The organism is Paenibacillus sp. 7516 (genome assembly GCF_002272715.1).
Lineage (GTDB): Bacteria > Bacillota > Bacilli > Paenibacillales > Paenibacillaceae > Paenibacillus > Paenibacillus illinoisensis_A.
Genome location: NZ_NPBI01000028.1, coordinates 17136 through 39926, shown reverse-complemented (window position 1 = coordinate 39926; position 22791 = coordinate 17136). Strand labels below are relative to the sequence as shown.

General features: G+C 48.9%; 19 protein-coding genes. 3 read left to right on the top strand and 16 right to left on the bottom strand.

Features of this window, described 5'->3' with window-relative positions:
- Positions 1–70: 70 nt before the first annotated feature.
- A complete protein-coding gene (locus CHI14_RS22750; RefSeq protein WP_095291570.1) occupies positions 71–2443 on the bottom strand; it encodes an Ig-like domain-containing protein in 2373 nt (790 codons plus the stop codon).
- 223 nt (positions 2444–2666) lie between these two features.
- Here CHI14_RS22750 and CHI14_RS22745 point away from each other — a divergent pair, with 223 nt between their 5' ends.
- Entirely contained in the window at positions 2667–3281 is a 615-nt protein-coding gene (locus CHI14_RS22745; protein ID WP_095291569.1) for a class I SAM-dependent methyltransferase, read from the top strand.
- 106 nt (positions 3282–3387) lie between these two features.
- Here CHI14_RS22745 and CHI14_RS22740 read toward each other — a convergent pair whose 3' ends face one another.
- Together CHI14_RS22740 and CHI14_RS22735 are read right to left on the bottom strand one after the other, a co-directional pair.
- Positions 3388–4524: a glycoside hydrolase family protein gene (locus CHI14_RS22740; protein ID WP_095291568.1), complete on the bottom strand. Its 1137-nt coding sequence runs from the start codon at positions 4522–4524 to the stop codon at positions 3388–3390.
- A 146-nt stretch (positions 4525–4670) separates the two neighbouring features.
- Positions 4671–6602: a heparinase II/III family protein gene (locus CHI14_RS22735; protein ID WP_095291567.1), complete on the bottom strand. Its 1932-nt coding sequence runs from the start codon at positions 6600–6602 to the stop codon at positions 4671–4673.
- Positions 6603–6866: 264 nt separating this feature from the next.
- Between CHI14_RS22735 and CHI14_RS22730 the strand changes: the two genes are divergently transcribed.
- Positions 6867–7253, top strand: a complete 387-nt coding sequence (locus CHI14_RS22730) for a hypothetical protein (RefSeq protein WP_249281210.1) — start codon at positions 6867–6869, stop codon at positions 7251–7253.
- A gap of 122 nt (positions 7254–7375) precedes the next feature.
- On the opposite strand, the gene CHI14_RS22725 is transcribed toward CHI14_RS22730, so the two are convergent.
- From CHI14_RS22725 to CHI14_RS22695, 7 genes are all read right to left on the bottom strand, one after another.
- Complete coding sequence (locus CHI14_RS22725; protein ID WP_095291564.1) at positions 7376–7723, bottom strand: KGG domain-containing protein; 348 nt, start codon at positions 7721–7723, stop codon at positions 7376–7378.
- Positions 7724–7898: 175 nt separating this feature from the next.
- Positions 7899–8555: an SGNH/GDSL hydrolase family protein gene (locus CHI14_RS22720; protein WP_095291562.1), complete on the bottom strand. Its 657-nt coding sequence runs from the start codon at positions 8553–8555 to the stop codon at positions 7899–7901.
- 105 nt (positions 8556–8660) lie between these two features.
- Positions 8661–9467, bottom strand: coding sequence for an NAD-dependent epimerase/dehydratase family protein (locus CHI14_RS22715; RefSeq protein ID WP_095291560.1), 807 nt, complete (start codon positions 9465–9467; stop codon positions 8661–8663).
- A gap of 109 nt (positions 9468–9576) precedes the next feature.
- Positions 9577–9906 (bottom strand): AzlD domain-containing protein, encoded by a 330-nt coding sequence (locus CHI14_RS22710; protein WP_095291558.1) that lies wholly within the window; start codon positions 9904–9906, stop codon positions 9577–9579.
- Positions 9897–10622 carry an AzlC family ABC transporter permease gene (locus tag CHI14_RS22705; protein WP_249281214.1) on the bottom strand — a complete coding sequence of 242 codons (726 nt, stop codon included), beginning with the start codon at positions 10620–10622 and terminating at the stop codon, positions 9897–9899. Before CHI14_RS22705 ends, CHI14_RS22710 begins: the two co-directional genes overlap by 10 nt.
- Positions 10623–10843: 221 nt before the next feature.
- Positions 10844–12052 (bottom strand): DUF2087 domain-containing protein, encoded by a 1209-nt coding sequence (locus CHI14_RS22700; RefSeq protein WP_095291556.1) that lies wholly within the window; start codon positions 12050–12052, stop codon positions 10844–10846.
- A 312-nt stretch (positions 12053–12364) separates the two neighbouring features.
- Positions 12365–14338 carry a methyl-accepting chemotaxis protein gene (locus CHI14_RS22695; protein WP_095291554.1) on the bottom strand — a complete coding sequence of 658 codons (1974 nt, stop codon included), beginning with the start codon at positions 14336–14338 and terminating at the stop codon, positions 12365–12367.
- Positions 14339–14572: 234 nt separating this feature from the next.
- On the opposite strand from CHI14_RS22695, the gene CHI14_RS22690 reads away from it, so the two are divergent.
- Positions 14573–16006: a serine hydrolase domain-containing protein gene (locus tag CHI14_RS22690; protein ID WP_095291551.1), complete on the top strand. Its 1434-nt coding sequence runs from the start codon at positions 14573–14575 to the stop codon at positions 16004–16006.
- A 142-nt stretch (positions 16007–16148) separates the two neighbouring features.
- Here the strand turns inward: CHI14_RS22690 and nagZ are convergent, their stop codons facing one another.
- From nagZ to CHI14_RS22660, 6 genes are read right to left on the bottom strand one after another with little or no spacing between them, the layout of a single operon-like run.
- Positions 16149–17834 (bottom strand): beta-N-acetylhexosaminidase, encoded by a 1686-nt coding sequence (gene nagZ / locus CHI14_RS22685; RefSeq protein WP_095291549.1) that lies wholly within the window; start codon positions 17832–17834, stop codon positions 16149–16151.
- Between the two features lie 56 nt (positions 17835–17890).
- Positions 17891–19072, bottom strand: coding sequence for an exo-beta-N-acetylmuramidase NamZ family protein (locus CHI14_RS22680; RefSeq protein ID WP_095291548.1), 1182 nt, complete (start codon positions 19070–19072; stop codon positions 17891–17893).
- Positions 19069–19782: a hypothetical protein gene (locus tag CHI14_RS22675; protein WP_095291546.1), complete on the bottom strand. Its 714-nt coding sequence runs from the start codon at positions 19780–19782 to the stop codon at positions 19069–19071. The genes CHI14_RS22680 and CHI14_RS22675 overlap by 4 nt, the downstream gene beginning before the upstream one ends.
- A gap of 47 nt (positions 19783–19829) precedes the next feature.
- Positions 19830–20939, bottom strand: a complete 1110-nt coding sequence (locus CHI14_RS22670; protein WP_095291544.1) for an ABC transporter ATP-binding protein — start codon at positions 20937–20939, stop codon at positions 19830–19832.
- 46 nt (positions 20940–20985) lie between these two features.
- Positions 20986–21819 carry a carbohydrate ABC transporter permease gene (locus CHI14_RS22665; RefSeq protein WP_095291542.1) on the bottom strand — a complete coding sequence of 278 codons (834 nt, stop codon included), beginning with the start codon at positions 21817–21819 and terminating at the stop codon, positions 20986–20988.
- Positions 21820–21863: 44 nt separating this feature from the next.
- Positions 21864–22787, bottom strand: coding sequence for a carbohydrate ABC transporter permease (locus CHI14_RS22660; protein WP_095291540.1), 924 nt, complete (start codon positions 22785–22787; stop codon positions 21864–21866).
- Between the last annotated feature and the right edge of the window lie 4 nt (positions 22788–22791).

Below are 22791 nucleotides of genomic sequence, written 5' to 3'. Positions count from 1 at the left end.
AAAACGGTGATGTCAGCATCCAAGCTGGCATCACCGTTTTCCCGTTTACATCTCACCTTCAAGGCAAGTTTTATTTCGCTTCAACCACGACTGTCACTTTTGTTTTCACGCCAGCATAACTCACCGTGATTGTCGCTTTACCTTTGCCGTTAGCCTGGATGATCCCATCCTTCACCGACGCTGTTGCAATACGGGAGGATTTCCAGAGTGCCGGTTTGGACACATTTGCTTCACTGCCATCTGCATACGTTGCTGTTGCTACCACGGTCACCTTATCCCCTGGTTTCATGGTCAGGGTAACTTTATCGGTTTGCAGATATTTCAATGTATCCACATCGATAGCCACAGTTACGGATTTGCTGCCGTATTTGGCTGTAACTTTCGCTTTACCTGAACCAACTGCTTTTACTTTACCTTTGGTTACCTGAGCTACTTTGTAGCTGTTGGTTTTCCATTCGGCTTTGTCGGTTACATCACGTTCGCTACCGTCGCTCAAATATGCAGTAACCGTCAGCTGTGCTGTATCACCTGATTTCAGGGAAAGAGCTGGTTCAGAAGCTTCGATGCGGGAGATGACGTCCACTTCAACCTGAATCGTCACTTTTTTGGAACCATACTCAGCCGTGATGTTTGCTTTACCACTGCTATTTCCCGTAATAACACCCTTCTTCACATCCGCCACGCGCGAATTGCTGGATTTCCAAGTCGCTTCGGATGAAACATCCTCAGTCAATCCATCTTCATCGGTCGCTGTCAAGACGATCTGTTGTGTTTCCTTGGCAGACAGTACTACGAAGTTTACATCTGCTTCTAGACCACTAGCCATGCCCACCTCAACAGGCAGAGTCAGTGTTTTGCCTTCAATTTTTGCTGTAATGGTAGCCTTACCTGTTGCAATACCTGTCACTAGACCATTACTGTCTACTTCAGCAATCTTTTCACTGCTGCTGCTCCACTCTGCATCTTCCGAAACATCTTTGGATGTGTCGCCATAAACAGCCAGTACTTTGGCAGAGAATGTACCGCCGACAGCTACAGAGGCTTTTTTCTTATCCATTTCATACTTGTCCGGAACGTCTACATTCACTGTAAACTTAACAGTTTTGCCACCGTAAGCAACAGTAACGGTTGCAGTACCTGTTTTATAAGCAATCAACTCGCCATTCGATACATATACCACGTCCGCATTACTGGATGTCCAAGTAGCTTTGGAAGTTACGTCTTCTGTGCTTGCATCAATGTATTCTGCACTTGCTTTCAATTGCTTGGTCTTATTATCACCCGTAACGCTCATTGCGAGCTTGTCATCAACATCCTTGATATCAAGGTATCTAGCCGTATCAACATCAACGGCAATCTCTACCGTTTTACCGCTATAGGAAGCCTTGATTGTTGTTGACCCTGCGCTTACGGCTGTAATCTGTCCTTTAAACACAGTTGCCACTTTCTCATTGCTGGAAGTCCAAGTAGCCTGATCCGTCACATTCACATCACTGCTGTTTGGATAGGAAGCCGTTAAAACCACGTTGGCTGTTTTATTGGACTCGCTCAAGCGGAAGAAAATACTTTGTTTCTCCACACTCAGTTTACTTGTCAGATCTACGTCCACATCTACAGATACGGATTTGGTTCCATATTTAGCAGTGATTGTGACGGAACCTGCGGAATACCCCGTAATCTCACCTTTTAACACATCTGCGACTTTCTCATTACTCGATGTCCACTCAGCCAGGTCAGTGACATCTTTGGTCGTACCATCTGGATAAGTCGCCGTTAATTTAACATCTTCACTTTTATTCAACAGCAGATTAACCTGCTTTTTGTCCACATCTACACGTTTAACAACCTCAACGTTAACATCTACTGTTACACTTTGGCTTCCTACTTTTGCTGTGATAACAGCTGTACCCGCACTTTGTCCGGTTACTTTACCATTCACTACGGTTGCCACTTTCTCATCACTTGTAGACCACTCCGCCATTTGAGATGCATTCTCGTTGGTTTCATTGTCACTGTACGTAGCTGTAAGGATAATATCTTTGGTATCCCCTGTGCGCAAATCCAGTGTCTGCACGTTTTTGGAGAGGGCTTTCACCTTTTTGGTAACCTTTACTTGAATAGTCTGGCTCTGATTCTGGTACTCTGCCGTAATCGTGGCTGTACCGTCCTTTTTGGCTGTAATTGCGCCATTATATACAGTTGCTATCGAAGTATCACTACTGCTCCAGGATGTATTAATGGTTACGTTAGTTGACGTATTATCCGAATATACACCTGTTACCGTAACAGAACTGGAATCCCCTACTTCGAGAGACATCTCATTTTTGGAAACCACTATTTTGGACAGTTCTTTATCTGCCGCAGCGGCCAAGCCTACGTTGGAAATACTCAGCACGAATACCAGCATCATCACCATGTACTTGGTCAATCTTGGCTTTAACATCATTTCCCCCCGATTATCATCATTTTTTTCCTTATTTTTAATGTCGGCAAGTTCTTTCCAGATGTTTAGGCTTTCAGCGATTTTTCAGAAAAATGATTGGAAAACAATTCCGAAGTCTCATCCTTCTCCGGGGAATCATACCCGCCAGCATTCCGCATAACCTATCTATATTGCTATGTTACAAGCGCCAAGCAACTGAATTGTACATGATAGGAGGAGAAACATGCGGCAGCCCTTTGATTACATTGGATATTGGGAGCAGACATACCGTTCCGGAGAAACTTCTGGACGTGGATCATACGGGGTTCTGGCTGAGTTCAAAGCAGAGATTGTGAACGGATTGATCCAGCAGGAGGGTATTACCAGCGTAATCGAGTTTGGATGTGGGGATGGAAACCAGCTGCAATATATGAATTATAAGGAATACCTCGGTGTCGATGTCGCTGCCTCTTCGGTGCACCTGTGCGCTTCGAAATTTGCCACGGACTCCTCCAAAAGCTTCATGCTGTACACACCTGGCCTGTGGATCAACCGGGGTTTTCTGATGGCAGACCTTACGGTGTGCCTGGATGTGCTGTATCACATCACGGATGAGACCGATTTCCGCAATACCTTATATGATATTTTGCATTCATCGAAGGAATGGGTTGTACTTTACACCCGGTTGAAGGAAAATGGCAACCCAGGCGTGGACACGATTCAGGATCGCAATCTGTTCCATTATTTATTTGACTATCCCGACTTCAAGGTTCAAGAGATCATCCCGCAGCGATATCCCGATCAATCTTCAGCGGACTTTGTGATCCTCAGGCGCGTACCATCGAAGAAAAATATTTAAAATATCTAACTCATATCAGGAAAAACCACCCAAAACAGTCCAGTGGAAGATAGGCTGCTTCAGGTGGTTTTTTATTTTAATTAATTAATTCTCCGACATGTTGAGGTTAAAATAGACCCGGACGTCCGCGCAGCTTCGCCAGCGCTTCCATATAGAAATAATCGCCGTAGATGATCGGCACATTCAATCCCCTTCCTTCCGGGTAATGCACGGTTCCCTGCATGATCAGCCCCTCTTCCGCAGCTGACTCGCCTGAGCTGTAGCGCTCATGCAGGCCGCGAACAATGCGCTCGCCCGCTGCGGCATACTCCTCTCCGCGTGGCGACAGCTTCGCCAGCTCAAGCAGACCGCTCGCCGCAATCGCAGCGGCGGACGAGTCCCACGCCACCTGATGCTCCGCCGGTGCGCGAAAATCCCAGAACGGCACGATATCTTCGCCAAGCATGGCGAGGAAGAAATCGGCCGCGCGTTCCGCTGTCTCCAGATAGCGGGCTTCGCCCGTATACCGGTAAGACAGCGCAAAACCATGCAGCGCCCAGGCCGTGCCCCGCGCCCAGGCGGAACCCGGAGCATGGCCCTGTCCGCCATGCTCTCGCAGCTTCTGCCCCGTGTGTGGATCGAACTCCACCACGTGGCAGATGGACCCGTCTGCGCGGACGAACTCGCGCGCAACCGTGTCCGCGTGTGCTTCCGCCAGCAAGCGGAAGCGGGGATCGCCGTTCTGCTCCGATGCCCAGTAGAGCAGCGGCAGGTTCATCATGCTGTCGATGATGGCTACACCGCGGGTATCCATTGTGGACGAGTTGAAGTTCCAGGCACGAATGAATTGACCACGTACATTGAAGCGAGCAGCAAATAGATTGGCAGCAAGCATCCCCCGTCGCCGGCTGTCCATGCTGCCAGTCTGGCGGTAGGATGCTACGCCGCTGAGCAGCCAGATGAAACCCAGATCGTGATCCACCGAATCCGGATTGCGGAGGCATCCCTCCAGCTGCCGTTCACAGCTATCTGCAATACGGGACAATAGAGCAGCATCTACATTTTCCGGGGACTCACCGTACACAAGCCATAACAATCCTGGCCAGAAGCCGGCTGTCCACCATTCCGGATCATTCTGGTCATACGTTCCCTGCGGAGAGATGTGTGGAAAGGTATCCTTGATTCGCTGTGCGTTTCGAATTGTTTTGTCCGCGCCCTGCCGCCAAGCTTCTTCAATCCATGTTACCGATGTCGATGTACTCACGAGCTTTGCCTCCTCTTTTCGTATCCTTATTTATTGGCTCATACATATACGCAACTTTAATGGACTATTTCTGCACGCTGCCTTCACGGGTTATCATTGCATCGGTCCAGTCCGGATTGTCTCCAATTCTGATTCTTCGAATTAAATTACCTCGGATACATGGTGAATTTGAATCTGCACCTTATCTCCTGTACGGAATGGTCTCGAGAATCTCCGCTTTCATCTGCGGTTTGCCTTAAGATTAATGCCGTCCGGTAAAACTTCTGTGGCAGGTGATCATGATCCACGGTCTCGATCACTTCGATCTGTGCATTCCAGTATCCGGCATCGTACGCCATGAACACCACAGCCCTGCTTCCTTCCCAGCGTACTCCTGCTTCTGCCAAGACAGGTTCAATTCGACTGATAAAATGCTGGGCGACTCGCGGTTCTCCAATCAGGCGCTCCCCTATCTGAATACCGGAAGAAGGCGGACTCCATTGGTAGTGGTCTTCAAGGTAAAGTTCTGCTTCGGAAGTTCCAGCTGAACCGTGCCATCGTAACCGCCGGATATATCTTGCCAGTGTAGGAGCCTCCGAATAAGCTGACGTCAGATCTAATTCAGCCTCTATCCCCTGTGAAGGCAAGTGCTTAATATGTAGCATTTTGGCTTCGGCTTGTCTTCCGGATTGCTGATGGGTCCCTTCAATGACAGGAACGCTGTGCCCCTGAGAGCCAATTTGCAGAATACGCTCCCTGCCATGTGCGAAGTAGGCTTGAGTATACTCTCCTGAGCCTGGGTCACAGAGAATGTTTTCACCGCCACCATGAAGGATGAAGTGTCCCAGATCATTATGATTATGAGGCTCTGCGTTATGGCCCCCTTTTACCGAAAAGGCAACCTTCACTTCTTTATATTCATCTGTTGTCAGCTTCCCTCGTGCTATCACCCACGATAAGTCCTCCAAGTAAATCGGAGCCCCGGGTTCGCCTGATTCTGTCTCACTCTCAAACTTAGCCGGATTAGTCCAGAGTACATTACGGAGAGTATGAGCCCACCTGTGGCAGGGATCCTGAGAGAGAAGCGGGATGTGAAGCCCTGAGTTGATTTGAATCTGCTTCCGTTCGGACAAAAGGGAAAGCAGGCCAGACGGAATCGCCTCTCGCTCACGACTGTCCGAATAGTTGATATACACCCCGCCCGATAAATGAATATTTCCCGGGAAAGCAGCAATCGCTCCCGTCTTGGGTTCAGACAACATATCCAGTTCACCTGCACTGAACAATCTCAGCATCTCTGCGTAATAGGTATAGAATCCGAACCCGTACACCCAGTAGCCCACACCTTCAGCACATCCTCCATCCGGCCCGTAACCACTCAAAAAGGCATTCATGGATCGAATGGTGTGCTGCACAGCCAAGGTTCTAAGACGCTCATCCTCTAATAAAAGGAGAGCAGCAATTCCGCATCCTCCACTGCAAACGGCTGACCAGTTGTGATTTGCCTCTTCCCAACCGTAAGTCCGCTGCTCCCTGTACAATGGAGTAAATATCCTGTCTTCTATCTCCGCCTTGACCATCCGGATCACACGTTCATCCAGCATGCCATCCAGTATCACAACTAGCTCTGCCAGCATCTGTGCGGTCTCTGCAGCGAATAGATCAATATGTGTTCTTGCGCCAGCTTCTTCCCCTTCCGGTATATGGGCGGACAGACACCAGGTTCGTTCGGTACATACACTCCAGATCAGATCCTCCAGCAGATGCAAACGAGAGGAAGACGGCGATACAGCCATCAGCAGCCCCAGCGAAACAAGCCTTCCGCGCTTTTCAAAATAGGCCTGCTCATACGCTTGACGCTCACCCGTATCCCTGAATTGACGAAATAGGGAAAAAGATAGTTCAGGCAGGTTCTCCGTGAGTGCCTTCTGTTCATATACTTCTAAATCTGACCAAAATCCGGCGTAAACAGGGTCATTCCACGTGTCCGTGAGCCTGTCTTTCCAGTGATGGATAAGCTCCAAACCATCGGACATTCCATGTTTCATAGCCGCAGCGATTGTATCTGCCGTCCAACGTAATCCAGGGTGAACTGTCATAAGAATTCCTCCCTATTTTTGTAACCGATTTCATTTTAGCCTATCAAGTAGTAAAAATGAAGGGAATTCGGCTAATCTTATGTAAAAAAACAAATAATATGAAAATAACTGAAACTTTTCAGACTGTTTTCTCGTAAAAGAGATGTCGGTACTCATTGCATATGCATTTTATTCCATTATGAGGACAGGTGAACCATACTGAATACTGAATTATTTGATCAGGCTGTAACGGAGCTGCTGCAACGCTCGGATAGCCGAGTGCTTGTGCAGGTTGAATCCCATTTTCCGGACAATCGCCTCGTCGGAGGTAAATATCACATGGGGAGTCACACCGTATATCTGTACAAAAAAGAGATCATGGAGCAATGCCGGATGCTCTTCGGTACGCTAGCTCCTTTGCAAGCCTATATTTATGTCATTCTGGCTCATGAACTGGGTCATGCCGAGGATATGGAATTAGAATATCTGTCCAACCTTCTTGATGGTCCCCTTTCGGCTCCTGAGCAGGCAGAGATCCGGTTGCGTATTGAAGAAAACGCCTGGCGTTATGCAGAATCACTGCTGCCGGGCATGGATCCTGTTTTCTTGCATACCATCATTGATGAATCCCTGCTCAGCTATCGCCAAGCCACCGAACCACATATTGCCTAGAGCCTAGATTATCCGAACAACGTTAAATGAATAAACAAGGCCAGACCCACCCTTTTCCACAGGTGAGATCTGGCCTTTGTTTGCTAGAATTACGTTTAATTCACTTGCTTCTATATCAATGATTAATTTTTCCGATTCCGTGACCGGGCTTGTCCACCCTTGCGCCCTGCTTCTTCGCGGCTCATTTTGCCATCCTGATCATCATTTCCGTCACTGTTGCCCCGGGCGCTTCCGCCCTCACGTCCAATCTCTTGATAGAACTCACGGTCGTGGGATTTTGATGTTGCTTCCCCGCCTTTGCTGCCGATCTCCTGATAGAAATCCTTGTCATGGTTCTTCGAGGTTGCCTCTCCGCCCTTGCTGCCGATTTCTTGATAAAACTCATGATCATGATTCTTGGAGGTTGCTTCTCCACCCTTACGTCCTGCTTCTTCACGGCTCATTTTTCCGTTTTGGTTATTCTGTGCCATTTTGAATTCACTCCTTATCGGGTATTGAGTATAGTGTGCTACGCTTCTTAATTACCCTCTCATCTGGAAATAAAACAATTGATTTCTAAATGTGTCACTTTTATATATTTTATTTTGGATGTTCGTCTATGTAAAAAAAGAGCAGAGTTTGCACAGGACCCTCTGCTCTTTTTTCCTATTGGATTTTAAGTTTGCTGTCCTGTACGACAGATAACCATTGACGTGCAATCAGTTCATGACCTGCCGCCGTTGGATGCACACCATCCCATAACCAATAGGATGCCTCTGCCTTTTCAGTCGCTTGATTGAGCACATCCTGCAATGGAACGAACACAGCATCGAACTCATCCGCGAGTTCCCGGACAAGGTGTTGATATTGGCCTATTTTCTCCTGCCATGCATCCCATTTGTCCACCGTAGCCCCGGTTTTCAGAATGAAGGGTTCCATCAACACGAGGCCCGTATTCGGGAGCACTTCCCGCGTTTCTTCAAGCAGATGACGATATGCCCGTCCAAGACGATCCGTCACCCCGCTCGGTTCATTATTCATTATTCGCCAGGCGTCATTCACACCGATCAGAATGCTGATCAGATCCGGCTTCAAACTAAAGGTATCTTCATTCCAGCGTGCATACAGATCGGATGCGCGATCCCCACTGACCCCCCTGTTGTAGAAGGTGGGCTGCTTCTCTGCCAGCTCCGCACCCAATCTGCTTGAGATCAGATAAGCGTAGCCATGTCCCAGAAAGTGATTCGGATCATCGTTCCGCGATCTTCCACCGTCTGTAATGGAGTCTCCCTGAAACAATATTACGGATGGACTTGTACTCATGATTTGAACCGTTCCTTCCTCTTATGCAAAATGGAAACCTTGATCCTACAGTCTCCATTTTATCCCTTTCCGGTTTAATAGAAAATAGCGTTTTCAAAAGTTCAACTAAACGCCCCTCTGGTCTTTTGCCACATATCCTCCGCCCTGATATTTAGTCTCATCCTGCTTATCCGGCGCACCTCTGCGCTTCGCTTCTTCCCACAGCTCGGCAGCATCGTCTTCAGGGCGGTATCCAATTTTTTCAGCCAAATAACCGATATCATAATAATTGTCGCTATTCGCGGAGGTTCCGTATAGATTAAGATACTTCATCCCGGAATCGGCTTCAATACAGCACACAGCCAGCTGCACCATATCCCTCGGGGATATCCAGATATGGGCAGAGCGCTCGGAATGCGGATAATCATCCCCGGAGAAGTTGCCGATCCGAATATTGAATGAAGACAGGTCATACTTGTCGACATAATATCGGCCAAGCAGTTCAATATAACATTTGCTGAGGCCATAGAAGCTGTCAGGGCGATAGGGGTCGTCCACGTCAATCTCTTCACCTGTACGGTAAAAGCCGGTTGCATGGTTAGAGCTTGCAAAAATGACACGCTGAACACCATTCATTCGTGCTGCTTCATATACATGGTAAGCTCCTGTTACGTTGATCGGCAGAACTTTGCCCAAGAAGTCCTCTTCATCCTTGGCCCAGGCAATATGGAGCACGGTATGCACTCCTTGCATCAGTTCTTGCAGTCTTTCTGCGTCCGTAACATCCATTGGGACAATGCCTGCTCCAGGATCAGCCTGAAGGTCAGCCGCAACAATATCATACTTGTCCATTTCCCTCAGACCGTCCAGCAGACTGCGACCGATTACGCCAGCAGCTCCTGTGATCAGTACCTTTTTCCTCGTATTACCCATTCACCTTCGCTCCCTTCATTCTTTACGGATACTTCAGTTCTACTACATAGGATCTATAGAACATTATTAACCGTTAGTCTGAAGGAATTACCTGTACCTCTTGAGTCCTCTACCCGAGCACATAACGCAAAATCATCATGGCTACAATGCCCACAAGAACCGTACCGAGAAGGCTTCGAGTCCAAATCGCTACCACGAAGGTAGGCAGGGCCGCCCACAGTGCAGCATTTTGGGTGAGCGGTACCAGCTGGTTGCCAGACATCAAGAGTTCCTGGCCAATCAGTGCTGCCATCACGGCTACAGGCACATATTCCAGCCAGCGAAGCAGCCATACCGGAATCTGTATTTTGCTAAACAGCATTAGGGGCAGCACCCGGGGAATAAAGGTCAACAAGGCGGACCCGATAATAATCCAAAATACATCCCATCTTACTTCCATCGTTCCATGACAACTCCCATCGTTGCTGCAATGACTGCAGCCACTATAATGCTCATGCTGCCCAAAGAGGCCATGCTCGCGAGTACCACACACACCACGGCGATAATGGCTACATTGATGTGCAGCTTTCTGTTTTTCCGATGGATTAACTGGAGCACGATTAGGCCGATAAACATCGCCGGCAGGGCAAAATCCAGTCCAAACTGCTCCGGATTCGTAATCCAGCGCCCGAAATAGGCTCCTGCCATGTTGGCTGCGAACCAATTCAGATAAGCTGTAATATTCAATCCATGCATCCACCGTTCACTTAATGTTTTGCGGCCAATCGCGCGAGTCATTGCCACGCCGAATGATTCATCCGTGAGCAGGGAGCCAATCCACATGTTTTTGAGTGGGGTCAGGTGCCTGAAATACGGCGATACGGCTGCACTGAGTAATAGATGTCGCAGATTGACAAAGAAAATCGTGAATATGATCGCTGCTGCTGATCCGTTCGATGCAAGCATGCCTGCGGCAATAAACTGCGCCGAACCTGCATATAAGATCAGACTCAGCAGGGCGATTTCCGCCATACTGAGTCCTGCTGTCATTTCAATGACGCCTGCTGCAAACCCAATACTCAGATAGCCAAGCAGAGTTGGAATGCAATCCTTTACCCCCTGCATAAACGTGGCATTATCCCGAGTCTCTAAGATGTCTTCTGGTGTTGTGACCATGGGCATTGATTTATCCAATTCTGCTGCAACTCCTTCTCATCCCCTCAGAGATGTAAATACGTTTCCTTTATAATAATCTAGAAATATACCACAAGTTGAGTTAATGAGGGAGAGACAGATTTCTTTTATATAGAACAGATGCAATAAAACTCTCATGTAAAAAGCCCACTACCTGTTAAGGTAATGGGCTTGGTAAGGGCGAAAACGAATGTGCTGCTGAATTACTCATACTCACCAGTGCCTTTTTTGTCCCCGTGATATCCTTGTTCGCCATATGGCTCAAGCTGATCCATCCAACGATTCAAACATTTGGCGAGTGCATCCTTCGTGTCGAAATAGGGGTTATCCTCTTTTTTCAATACTTCCAACACTTCAATGGTAAATGCATCATCACCGTATTCATTCCATTCCGCCTGCAGCTGCTTGTTCAGATGGCTGCCCATTTGCAGCATGAATTTCTGCCCGTTGATCGTTTTCAGATTCAATGTGCTATCCAGATAGACTTTACCGTTGCGTTCATTCCGAATCTGGTATATTCCGGCCTCCGTCTTGATTTCATTGGCCTGCTCCTGAAGCTCTTTGCGCCGATTCATTTCTTCATTCTCTCCTTTCCCGCTTCCCGTTTCCGTTTGTTTATTATTCTTCTTCTCTTCTTGCTCTGCCGAGAGATTTAACCAGTACTGACTTCCGTCCTCTTCACGATTCAGGAAACCGTAGTCGATCAGATATCTTCTCAGTTCCACGTAGTCCTCATAGATTTGTTTTAACACCTCGTTAACCTGTTTCTCGGTATAGTGGCGTTTTGGCTCGAACCGTTTGGCAATTTCAGTGAGAACGATATATTTATGCTTCTGCTGCATGTGAAAACTGGGCAGCGGACCATCCGTTCCTTCTGGAAAATACTTAGCCAGCACTTTTTCACGGTCCTGTTCCGAGATATCAAACTGTTTATAGTTGATCGTATGCACATGTCTTGTGACAGGCAATACGAGCTCGGCAGGAGCATAGTCATCTTTGCTTTTTAGCAGTTCCATCAATGCCAAAAAGATTTTGGCCTGCCGTTCTTTCTCCTTCAGCACAAACCGGTGATTCCGAATGGTGGACGCACTACCGATCCCAAGTGCCTTCTGCACTTCGGTATCCTTCTTCCCTTCATAAAACTGGCCAAGTAACCCCCGCTGCACGTCGGACAGGCCTGTTACACTTTTATCCAGCTCCAGCAAATATTCAAAAACAGATCCATGGGCCTTCTCGATATGAACACGCATATATCTCTCTGCCTCATAGAGAACACCTTCATCGGGATAGATAATCCCCGCTTCCGTTTTATAGCCACAGCAGATACATGTAAAGGTTGGCCCTTCCGCGAGATATCCCAACTTGATCTCTTCGAGCGTAGCCGTCTGCAATAATGGTTCCGATGATTTCATTGGACAAACTCCTCTTTATGCTTTTATTCAGATATCCCAATCACATTCGATATCAGTCAACAATTTGCTTTAAGTTTGTTTATTTATAGATATAATATAATTTTGTTTGGTTAAAGTCAATCATCATCTTCTGTATGCTCTCTTCTCATGCGTTAAGCTCTCCAGTGAAGTTACCAGGGCATACTTTTTCCAATAAAAAAAGACTACAGGGAATTGCCCCTGCAGTCTGGTTGTCATCGTCATGCTGACGCTGACACTCTACGGTATATCCCCTTTCTAACACAGAGGCACCGCTTAATTCGATTCAATCGTTTATAGCTTGAAACGTTCAATCATGCTCTGCAGATCTTCAGCCATTCGAGACAATGCGGCAGAGGAGGCAGCTACTTCTTCCATCGTGGCCAGCTGCTCCTGCGCTGCAGCAGAGCCATCCTCCGTACCGGATGCGATCTGATCAGACAAGACAATGGTATCATTGACAGCTTTGGTTACGTGATTCATTCCTCCATCAATCTGACGGGATGCGGCAGACACTTCTCCAGCTTGAGCAGCAACGAGCTGCACCGCATCTCGAATGGTACGGAACGCATCGCCCGCTTCGGTAATCAGCTCCGAACCTTTCACCATACCTTCACCTGTACGTGCAAAGGTGGACTGCACTGCGTACGTTTTCTCCTGCATTTCACGCATTAACTCATTAATTCGCTCAGCTGAACTTCCAGAATTGTGAGCCAAAGCTTTAACCTCATTGGCTACAACAGCAAATCCGCGTCCTTGCTCTCCAGCTCTGGCAGCCTCAATGCTCGCATTCAACGCGAGAATATTGGTCTGTTTTGCAATGGAGGTAATTTCGGTAACGATCTGAATAATCTCTTCATTTTTTGCCCGGAGATCCTCAATGACCGCTGCCATGGCTTCACTCTCTTCGTTGACCTGCTGAATATGAGCGACCGCCTCTTCCACGGTTACCATTCCGGCTTCGGACTTGTTCGAAGCTTCCCCTGCAATGCGGGCTGTCTCTTCAGCGCTGGAAGAGATTTCTTTGACCCCAATGGACATCTCTCCGACAAGCTGACCCGTTGCCGCAAGACTGTCATTTTGTTTGGTCGTTCCTTCTGCTGCATTCTGCATCAGCTCGGCGACCTGTTCTGTGGCTTTGGACGTCTGTTCCGAACTGGCCATCAATTCCTCGGAGGATGCCGCGAGCTGGCTCGACGTATCGTGCACCTCTCCAAGAACATTGCGCAGCGAAGAAGTCATGGAATCGAAACTGTCTCCAAGCTGTCCAAATTCATCCCGCCGCTTCAGCCCAACACGAACCGTAAGATCCCCGGCGCTGACCTTGGACGCGGCCTGGGTGAGCTGCTGCAATGGGCGAACTATGCCTCGGATGATGAAGATGAGCAGGATGATACCGATGACGAGCGAACTTCCCACAAGCGTAAAGGTTCGAATCATAATCGGTCTAACTGCTTCATCCGCTTCGGAAGGCAGCATCTCACCAACGATTTTCCACCCGGTTGCCGGGTTCGTAAAGTATACAGCTTCCACTTCTTGTCCTTCATACGTATACGTTACGGTTCCTTTGTCGCTCGTGTACATTTCATTAATGTAGTCTTGATCGGACTGCACACCCGATTCGATGTTGTAATGGAACAGGAACTTTCCGCCATTGTCCAACATGTACAGCTTTCCTTTTTCACCGATATGAATCTGGTCCACGTTTTCTTTCAAGTGGTTAAGACTTACATTGGCTCCAAATACACCTTTGCCATCAGCCAGCTTGGCAGCAGCTGTCACGACCCACTCTCCTGTTGTTGCGGACTGGAATGTATCCGAAATAATAGGTTCACTTGCTGCCATGCCCATCGTATACCAGCTGCGTTCCCGCGGATCATAGATCTGTTGTCCAGGATCAGGAGACTTCATCCAGCTTCCATCCTCTGCACCGATCGTCAGAACGCCCAGTTCTTTATGATTTTCAGACATGTAGTCCATTTGTTTTTGTAGTGCAGGCGATTTATTAATAACATCCTCAGAAGTAAAACCCGCAGCGAGCTGTGCAGCGTTATCCTTCTCCATGTTGAGCATCTGATCAATCTGTAAACTGAGCATCTCTGTTTTGGCCTGTGCAGAATGCAGGAGCTCCTCCCTGACCCGTTCTGCGGCTTTATCGTAAGATAACCAACCAACGGTGATGCTTGGCACCATCAAAAATAGAAGCAGCGCCGCGACCAGACGTTTTTTTACGGTTGGCGCAAACCATTGTTGAAACCTTTTCTTCATATGAACTATCCCCCATTATCATCTTCACCTTTCTTTTTATCGGACGAACATCCTGAAAACATTATGTATGAATACTAAATATCATCGAAATTCTATTATTTTTGTTAGGCTCTTCTATTCTCTTGTTCTCCATCCATTTTGACCCTCTCCGCGAGATCGTTTACAATATTTTAAGCTGGATATCCATGAAAAGTCTGGAAGGAGAGGATTCAAATCACACGTAGATCACCTCACGTGCATCAATCAGTTTCTAAGCCCTACTTATCCCTATTTCGTATTCTGCTCGCGTTCATTCTGGTTGCAGGGCCGGTGCTGGGACAATTCAGCACGTCCATATCGGCTGCCCAGAACACACAGGCAGTTCTTATTGAAGTGAATGGCAAACCACAATCCTGGAAGAATACACCACAGATCTATAGAGGATCAACGTACGTACCCCTCAGGGATGTCGTCCAGTCGGTGAAGGGTTCCTTGAAATGGGATAACCGAACCAAAACGGCTACCATCACTGTTGGAAGAGATACTTTGGTTCACCAGGCCGGCAGCGACTCGATCAAGGTCAACCATGTCCGCCTGGATGCAGGCGTGAAATCCCGTACGGTTAACGGTACGCTTATGGTACCTGTCCGTCCTACGGCGAATGCCCTGAAGGCCGATATCAAAGTCGGCCGCACCTCATCGGGTCAGATGAGCGTGAGCATCCAAACGGACAAAGTCAGTTTGCTGGACAAGGAAGTGACCAGCGTGGATGATTATTTGCGTGAAATCCAATTCCCTGGCATGGCCCTAATTGCCCGCAATGGTGAAGTATTGCTTCGTCAAGGATACGGACTGGCCGATGAGAAAACGCTGAACCGCCCGGACCAGAAGACAAGAATTGCTTCACTGAGCAAATCCTTCACGGCAGCTTCCATTCTCAGCCTCGCGGAAGATGGCAAGCTGAATGTAGAAGATCCCATCTCCAAATACATCTCTGGTATTCCGAAGGGTGACGAGATAACTCTGCATATGCTGTTATCTCAAACTTCCGGGCTTCCGTCTGCATTTGGCCGGGGTGAAGGCACCTCACTGGAAGAAACGGTAGAGGAGATCCGGCACAAAACGCTGAAGTTCGAACCGGGCACTGCCTATCTCTACAGCAATAGCGGGTATGTTCTGCTCGCCTATGTCATTGAACAGGTATCCGGCATGAGTTATGCCGACTATGTTCAACAAACGATTTTGAAGCCGCTCGGCATGAAAAACTCGGGTGAGGCATCACGCAAGGTCAAAACTATTAGTGGTTTCGTCGCAGAAAATAACAAGTGGGTGCCTGCTCCTTATTACGTGTCACAATCGGGATCAGGGACGATCTATTCGACGGTTGATGATATGCTCAAATGGGACCGCGCACTGTACACCGATCAGATCCTGAGTCAGGAGACAATTGAACAGATGTACAAGCCCTATTCGGACAAAAATTACGGCTACGCCTGGATTCTCAAGGAGAACGGCGATAATCGTACAGTCTTCCATAATGGCAGCGGAGGCGGTTTTGCGACAGCCTTCTCTCGTAATCTATCAGACGACGTAACGATTATTCTGCTTGGTAATCATGCGGGTATGGATATGACCTCTCTGATGGATGAAGTAGAAGCGCGCACAGCCAAAGCATTAAAATTGCAATAATTGGTTTATACGCAACGAAAGAGACGACCCTCCTTAGGGTCGTCTCTTTCGTTTAGGTAATGCCATGTTACCGTTGGGAGATTAACTCCTCTATTATATGAAGTGCATATGAAGTGCATTTGATGAACAGCTGATATAGATGTTATATCAGACACACGGGAAGCTTTCCGGTAAAAGGGATATGCCCCATCATTGCTCTGGCGGTACTATCCATGGCAAGCGGACGGCTCTCGTAAGCCGCTACATAGACTTTCACGTCCGGAAGAGCCAGCAGATCATAGGGACTCCGCAGCGCTACAACAGCCAGCGGTTTACCCAGCTGCTGAAGCCAGCCGATTAGCCGGCATTGCGGGTCACCTGAAGGACTGCTCGCATTATAGGTACCCACCACGATCTGGCTGATGCTCTCCTCTTCCGCAGCCTGAAGCAGGCGGGCAGATGAAAGCGCAACGTCCTCCGGGGTTACGGTTAAGTCGATCACATCAAGTCCATGTCTCGCCAATGCAGAACCAAGCGTAACTGCTTGGCTAAGCTGCTCGTCGGCGATGGTTGTCACCGATGCAGCAATAGTAATCACCAGTGTTCGTTCCGGCTTCAGCGGAAGCATATCCAGCTGGTCTCGCACCAGCGTGATGCTCCTCTCGCTAATATGCCTCGCCACCTCTTGATGCTGCAGACTGTTGCGCTCCAGCTGCTCATTTGATGATGTCTGATCATTCCGTACCTTGGATAATGAACGTTCAGACCGGTCACTAACCACTTCATCATCTGTGTGCATGTTTATCTCCAACAGTCCATGCTTCTCCTTGTACATCAGCAGGCGGGCAACCGATTCATCAATGCGTTTTTCGCTGATCCGTCCATTCTTCACACCTGCTTCCAATGCTTCGAAGGCTTCCACCTGAAGCTTGGCTGTGTGGCTGATAAGTACAAGATCGGCTCCTGCTTCAACAGCCATCACCGCAGCTTCAACCGTACCATAATGAACAGCGATGGCATTCATCTCCATGCAATCTGTTATAATGATTCCCTCATATCCAAGCTCCTGCCGCAGTAGCCCACTTAGTACAGTATGCGACAGCGTCACTGGAAGCCGCTCTGGTTCCAGTGCCGGAAAATAAATATGGGCGGACATTATGGCATCCACTCCTTCTGCTATGGCAGCACGGAAGGGGACGAGCTCCACCCGTTCCACCCGCTCTCTGTCGTGCATGATTACGGGAAGATCCAGATGAGAGTCCGTATCTGTATCTCCATGACCGGGGAAATGTTTCGCCGTCGCAGCAATACCTGCCCCCTGAAGCCCCGCGATGGTCTTCACACCGTAGTCTGCGACGGATTCAGGTGATTCACCAAACGACCGGACTCCTATAACCGGATTCGCCGCATTATTGTTAATATCGAGGACCGGAGCAAAATTCATGTTGATCCCCATCGATTTCAACTCCAGCCCGCTAATATATGCTGCTTCATACGCCTTTTCGTTGGAACCCGCGGCGGCTATGGCCATCTGTCCCGGCATCAGAGTAATCCCGTTCGTGATCCGCGCTACCATGCCCCCCTCTTGATCGATGGATATCCAGAGCGGGAGTTGACCGCTTTTAGCTGCAATCTCCTGTAACCCAGCTGATAACCGCTCTACCTGCTCTGGCGACTCGATATTACGTGCAAAATAAATTACGCCTCCAATCGGATACGTACGAAGCAGGCGTTCAACATCTCCAGCTGCTTCGGTACCATGGAAACCGCACAGCAGCATCTGTCCAATTTTTTCACGCAAAGTCATTCTTGCCAGCTTATGTTGGTACTGCTCCAGTAGCCCCGTCATTCCGCGCCTCCTCACGACGAATATCATCCCTCATTAGGCATCGCATCAATGCACTCTCATGGATACAACAAAAACGGCTTGCGCCGCTCTCCCCATTCCTTCGCCTGCGCATTCCATGTTTCAACCATATCGAATAATTTCTCTTGGATATGTATCCCTTCCCTGACTTCCTTGCCTCCTGTCAACAAATCAATAAAATACCTCGAACCAGACCGCGGCGGCTCCAACCAGTGGAATTCTTCGGAATGGAGCGAAGCCAGTTCATGCAGTAGAACGAGTCCTGTTTCCACAGCCCGGAACTCGCTGCTATCCGTAATAAAGATCCGAATGCCTCCGCATAACTCACCTGCATGCTTGGAGAACGTCGGAGCCATGTACACAGGATGCACATGCACCCCCTTCAACCCGTAACTCCGAAATCGTGCAGCCAGCTGATGCCCATCGATCCACGGTGCTCCAATCCACTCAAACGGGATTGTCGTTCCCCTCCCCTCCGACACATTGGTACCTTCAAACAGGCAAGTACCCGGATATACCTGTACCGTATGTAAGGTAGGTACGTTTGGCGATGGGAGCATCCAGGGCAGTCCCGTATCCGTAAAAAGAAAGTTTCTCTTCCACCCGTCCATCGTGACGACGTCAAGTTCACATGGGACATCGGCCTGGCTGTTCACCATTAGGGCCAGCTCTCCGACCGTTAATCCAGTGCGGATCGGAATACGCCAGGCACCGACAAGTGATTCGTATCCCTCACTCAGCACCCCGCCTTCCACTGCCTCCCCGCCAAGCGGATTGGGGCGATCCAGCACCAACAAGCGTTTGCCTGCTTCAGCACAGGCTTCCATCATTTGAAATAAGGTTGAGGCGTATGTGTAGTAGCGAACGCCTATATCCTGAATGTCGAACAGCACGGTATCCACTCCGGCGAGCATGGATGGGGTCGGTTTCTTGTGTTCTCCATAGAGACTGAGCACAGGGATCCCCTGGCGCGGATGCACCGTATCCCCGAATCGGACTCCGGCCTGGAGCTCACCGTCCAATCCATGTTCACAGGCATATAATGCCGTCAGCTCCACATCTGACAATCCGGCGCACACCTCCACAGAAGAGACAAAATCAGACGTAATGCCGGTTGGATTCGTTATCAGACCAATGCGGGAACCCCCCAGCAACCACGGGTGGGACTCCCCCTCGAACAATCGGTCAAGTCCAGTTCTTACAATAGGCCCTCTGCTCATCCCGCATTCTCCTGACTCATCCACCCCGCATGTTGATGATCATTGCCAGCAGATATGTTGGATTGCTCTTGAGGCTCAAGTACATTTTGCGCAACCTTATGCTGATAGATGGCGAACATGCCTGCGAATAACGCTCCGAAACCAACCACAGTTAGACCGAGTAATGCCGTCAGACATAAAGCTTGAAAACAAGCTCCCATCGTATACCCTGGATGGCGAAAGAACAGCTTCACACTCTCCCCCATCGCCTGGATGATTCCCATATTCTTTTGCAATACAAGCTGCCAGGTATAGAACTGTGACATCAGGGCCATGAGTACGAAGAACGTTTGGAATACACTCACAGCTGTCCCCAGCATGCCGCCCTGTTCGCCGTAATACCACCAGGTTGACCACAGGATGAAGCCCAGCACAGCAATGAGGATACCTACTGCACCACCAGGTACAATTCCCTTCAAGGTGCCTGCCCACAGATCCCGGGGTCCATTACGGCGTTCCTTCCGTTCCAGCCTGTGATGTATGGTGTAGCAAACACCGAACACAATGGGCATATAGATTACAGCGAGCAGCATGATCGCGATCGGCAGCGGAGCCAGCATCAGAATGGGAACCAGAACCAACGAGCTGGCTGCACTGAACAAGGCTACAAGAATAATGTCGCGGTAGATCTCCACCCCGGATCTGACCAGCACCTCACTTAATTTGCGCATCCCGCATCTCCCCTTTCTTACCGTTCCTTCTAATGGTGCTTACTTGGCTACTCCCGGCCGATGGCCAGCTCGGTCTCCGGATCGAAAAAATGTGCTTTTCGCAAGTCCAGCACGAAGTTTTTATCCATGCCGACGTACGCATGCGTCTCCGGATGTACTTTGGCCGTTACCGTACGGGCACCAAGGTGAAAGTACACCAGATTTTCCGAGCCCAGATGCTCCACAACCTGAACACGAGCCTGCAGCATATGGTCTGTTGGAATATTAGGTGCGACATCATCTCCAAAGATATGCTCTGGACGCAAACCAAGAATCACTCGTCTGCCCTGATGGCTCTTCAGACGGACGAGCACATCCTCCGGCAAGGTGAAGGATGCGCCTTCCACAGCAACCTGATCTCCTTCAATCCGTGCATCAATGAAGTTCATGGCAGGGGATCCAATGAATCCGGCAACGAACATGTTGCGAGGACTCGCATACAGCTCTTTCGGCGAGGCCACCTGCTGAATGTCGCCATGATTCATGACCACGATTCGTTCTCCGAGTGTCATGGCTTCCACCTGATCATGCGTGACATACACAATGGTAGCACCAAGCCGCTTGTGCAGCTCACCCAGTTCTACACGCATTTGCACACGCAGCTTGGCATCCAGATTGGACAGAGGTTCATCGAACAGGAATACCTGGGGATCACGAACAATCGCCCGGCCCACCGCTACCCGCTGACGTTGACCACCAGACAATTCACGCGGCTTGCGCTCCAGCATTGCCTCAAGCCCAAGAATGGAGGCAGCATTCTGCACCTGCTCATCAATATAGGATTTTGGCTTTTTGAGATTTTTCAGGCCAAAGGACAAATTCTCCCGAATGGTCATGTGAGGGTAGAGTGCATAATCCTGAAATACCATTGCAATATCCCGGTCCTTCGGATGCAGGTCGTTAACGACCCGATCGCCGATGACAATATCCCCGCTCGTTTGCTTCTCCAGACCGGCGATCATTCGCAGTGATGTTGTTTTTCCACAACCCGAAGGACCAACAAACACGACGAATTCCTTATCTTCTATAACAAAGTCCGAGCCGGCCACAGCCGTGAACGTTCCTTTATGATCGTCTTTGAATTCTTTGCGCACTTGGCGAAACTCCACGCGTGCCATAGGTAGATCCCCCTTTACGTTGTCGCTTGTCTGAAGGCTAGTTAGCCTAACCTTTAACTGCACCAATGGTAATTCCCTGAAGGAAGTAACGCTGCAATGAGAAGAACAAAATAATCATGGGCAGAGCACCAATGGTTGCCCCGGCCATCATGGCACCGAAGTCGGTTGATTCGGCAAATACGAACGAAGCCAGCCCCACCTGAATGGTTCTCATTTCATTGGAATTGGTAATTAAGAAGGGCCAGAAAAATTCATTCCATGAAGCCACAAAGGTGAAGATGGCAAGCACGGCAATTCCTGGCTTCGCCATAGGCAGAATCACTTTCCAGAAGATGCCGAACTCACTGCATGCATCAATGCGTGCCGCATGAATCAGCGATGTCGGCAGTGTCGACATGAACTGTTTCATCAAGAAAATGTTGCCCACACTGACCGCCGCTGGCAGAATGATCGCTGTATACGTGTCCCCCAGGTCAAACACGTTGACCATCAGGATGTACAGAGGAATCAGCGTCACCTGAGCCGGAATCATCATCGTGCCAAGCAAAACCCAGAATACGGCCTGGCTGCCGGGAAATTTCAGCTTGGCAAATGCATATCCCGCGAGGGATGCAAAAAACACATTCGTCACGGTCAGAATGATCGAGATCAATAATGAGTTATAGAGCCAGCGCCACGCATCGGTTTTGGCAAAAAAACGTTCATACGGTGACAGCGACAGCTGCTCCGGAATCATCTGCGGTTTGAAAGAGGCAGACATCGTAGTGTCCTGTACCGAACCGACGAGCATCCAGTACATCGGAATAATGGTCACCAGTGCCCAAACGGCCAGCAGAATGGAGGCTACGACAAGCAGCGTCCTTTTCTGAGTTGATTTCATGAATTTGTTCACCCCCGGATGCTAGATCCAAAATATCAAAATGCCTAATATTCAATATCGCTTGAGAAATACTTGAACTGGATAACGGAGATGACAATGATAATGATTGCAAGCACGAAGGACTGCGCTGATGCCAATCCGAACTCATAGAACTTAAACGCCGTTTCGTAGATCAGATAGGCGATTGTTGTTGTTGCGAAGTTGGGTCCGCCCTGTGTCATCAAGTATACGGAGATAAATACCTGAAACGATGTAATTACACCCGTAACCAGCAGATACAACGTGGTTGGCTTAAGGAGCGGCCAGGTTATTTTGCTAAACTGGGTCCATCCACTGGCATGGTCAATGTCCGCTGCTTCATACAGCGATTTCGGAATGCCTCCCATGGCTGCGAGATACAAAATAATGCCTGCACCATGCGATCCGAGCCAGTTCATCAGGATGAGCGAAAACAGTGCCGTTCCCGACTGCCCCAGCCAGATCACCGGATCAAGTCCGAACAGGCCAAGGAAGCGATTCAAGAGTCCCGAGTCGGTCGGATCAAAGATCGCCAGCCACACAATGGAGATGGTTACTCCGGATGCCACCGCAGGCAGATACAAGGTAGCTTTGAAGAAGGTCTGCCACTTGCTTTTCATCTGGAAGATGAAATAAGACAGGACAAATGTAATGAGAATATTGACTGGAACCGTACCCACAGTGAAGATGATTGTATTTTTAATCGACTTCCAGAACGTTTCATCCTTGATCAGACGCTCGTAATTATCCATTCCAACCCAGGTTGAATTCATAATGTTATATTTCTGGAAGCTCATCACAAGAGCAGTCAGAACCGGATAGAGGGTGAAGATGAGAAACAGCAGGACAGGCGCCAGGATAAATAAATACGCCCACCCATAGTCTCGCCAAAGCCGGGCAACCCGGGAAGTCCGGGGTGCGGACGACTTTGGCGCAAGGGCGGTCTGCATGGCA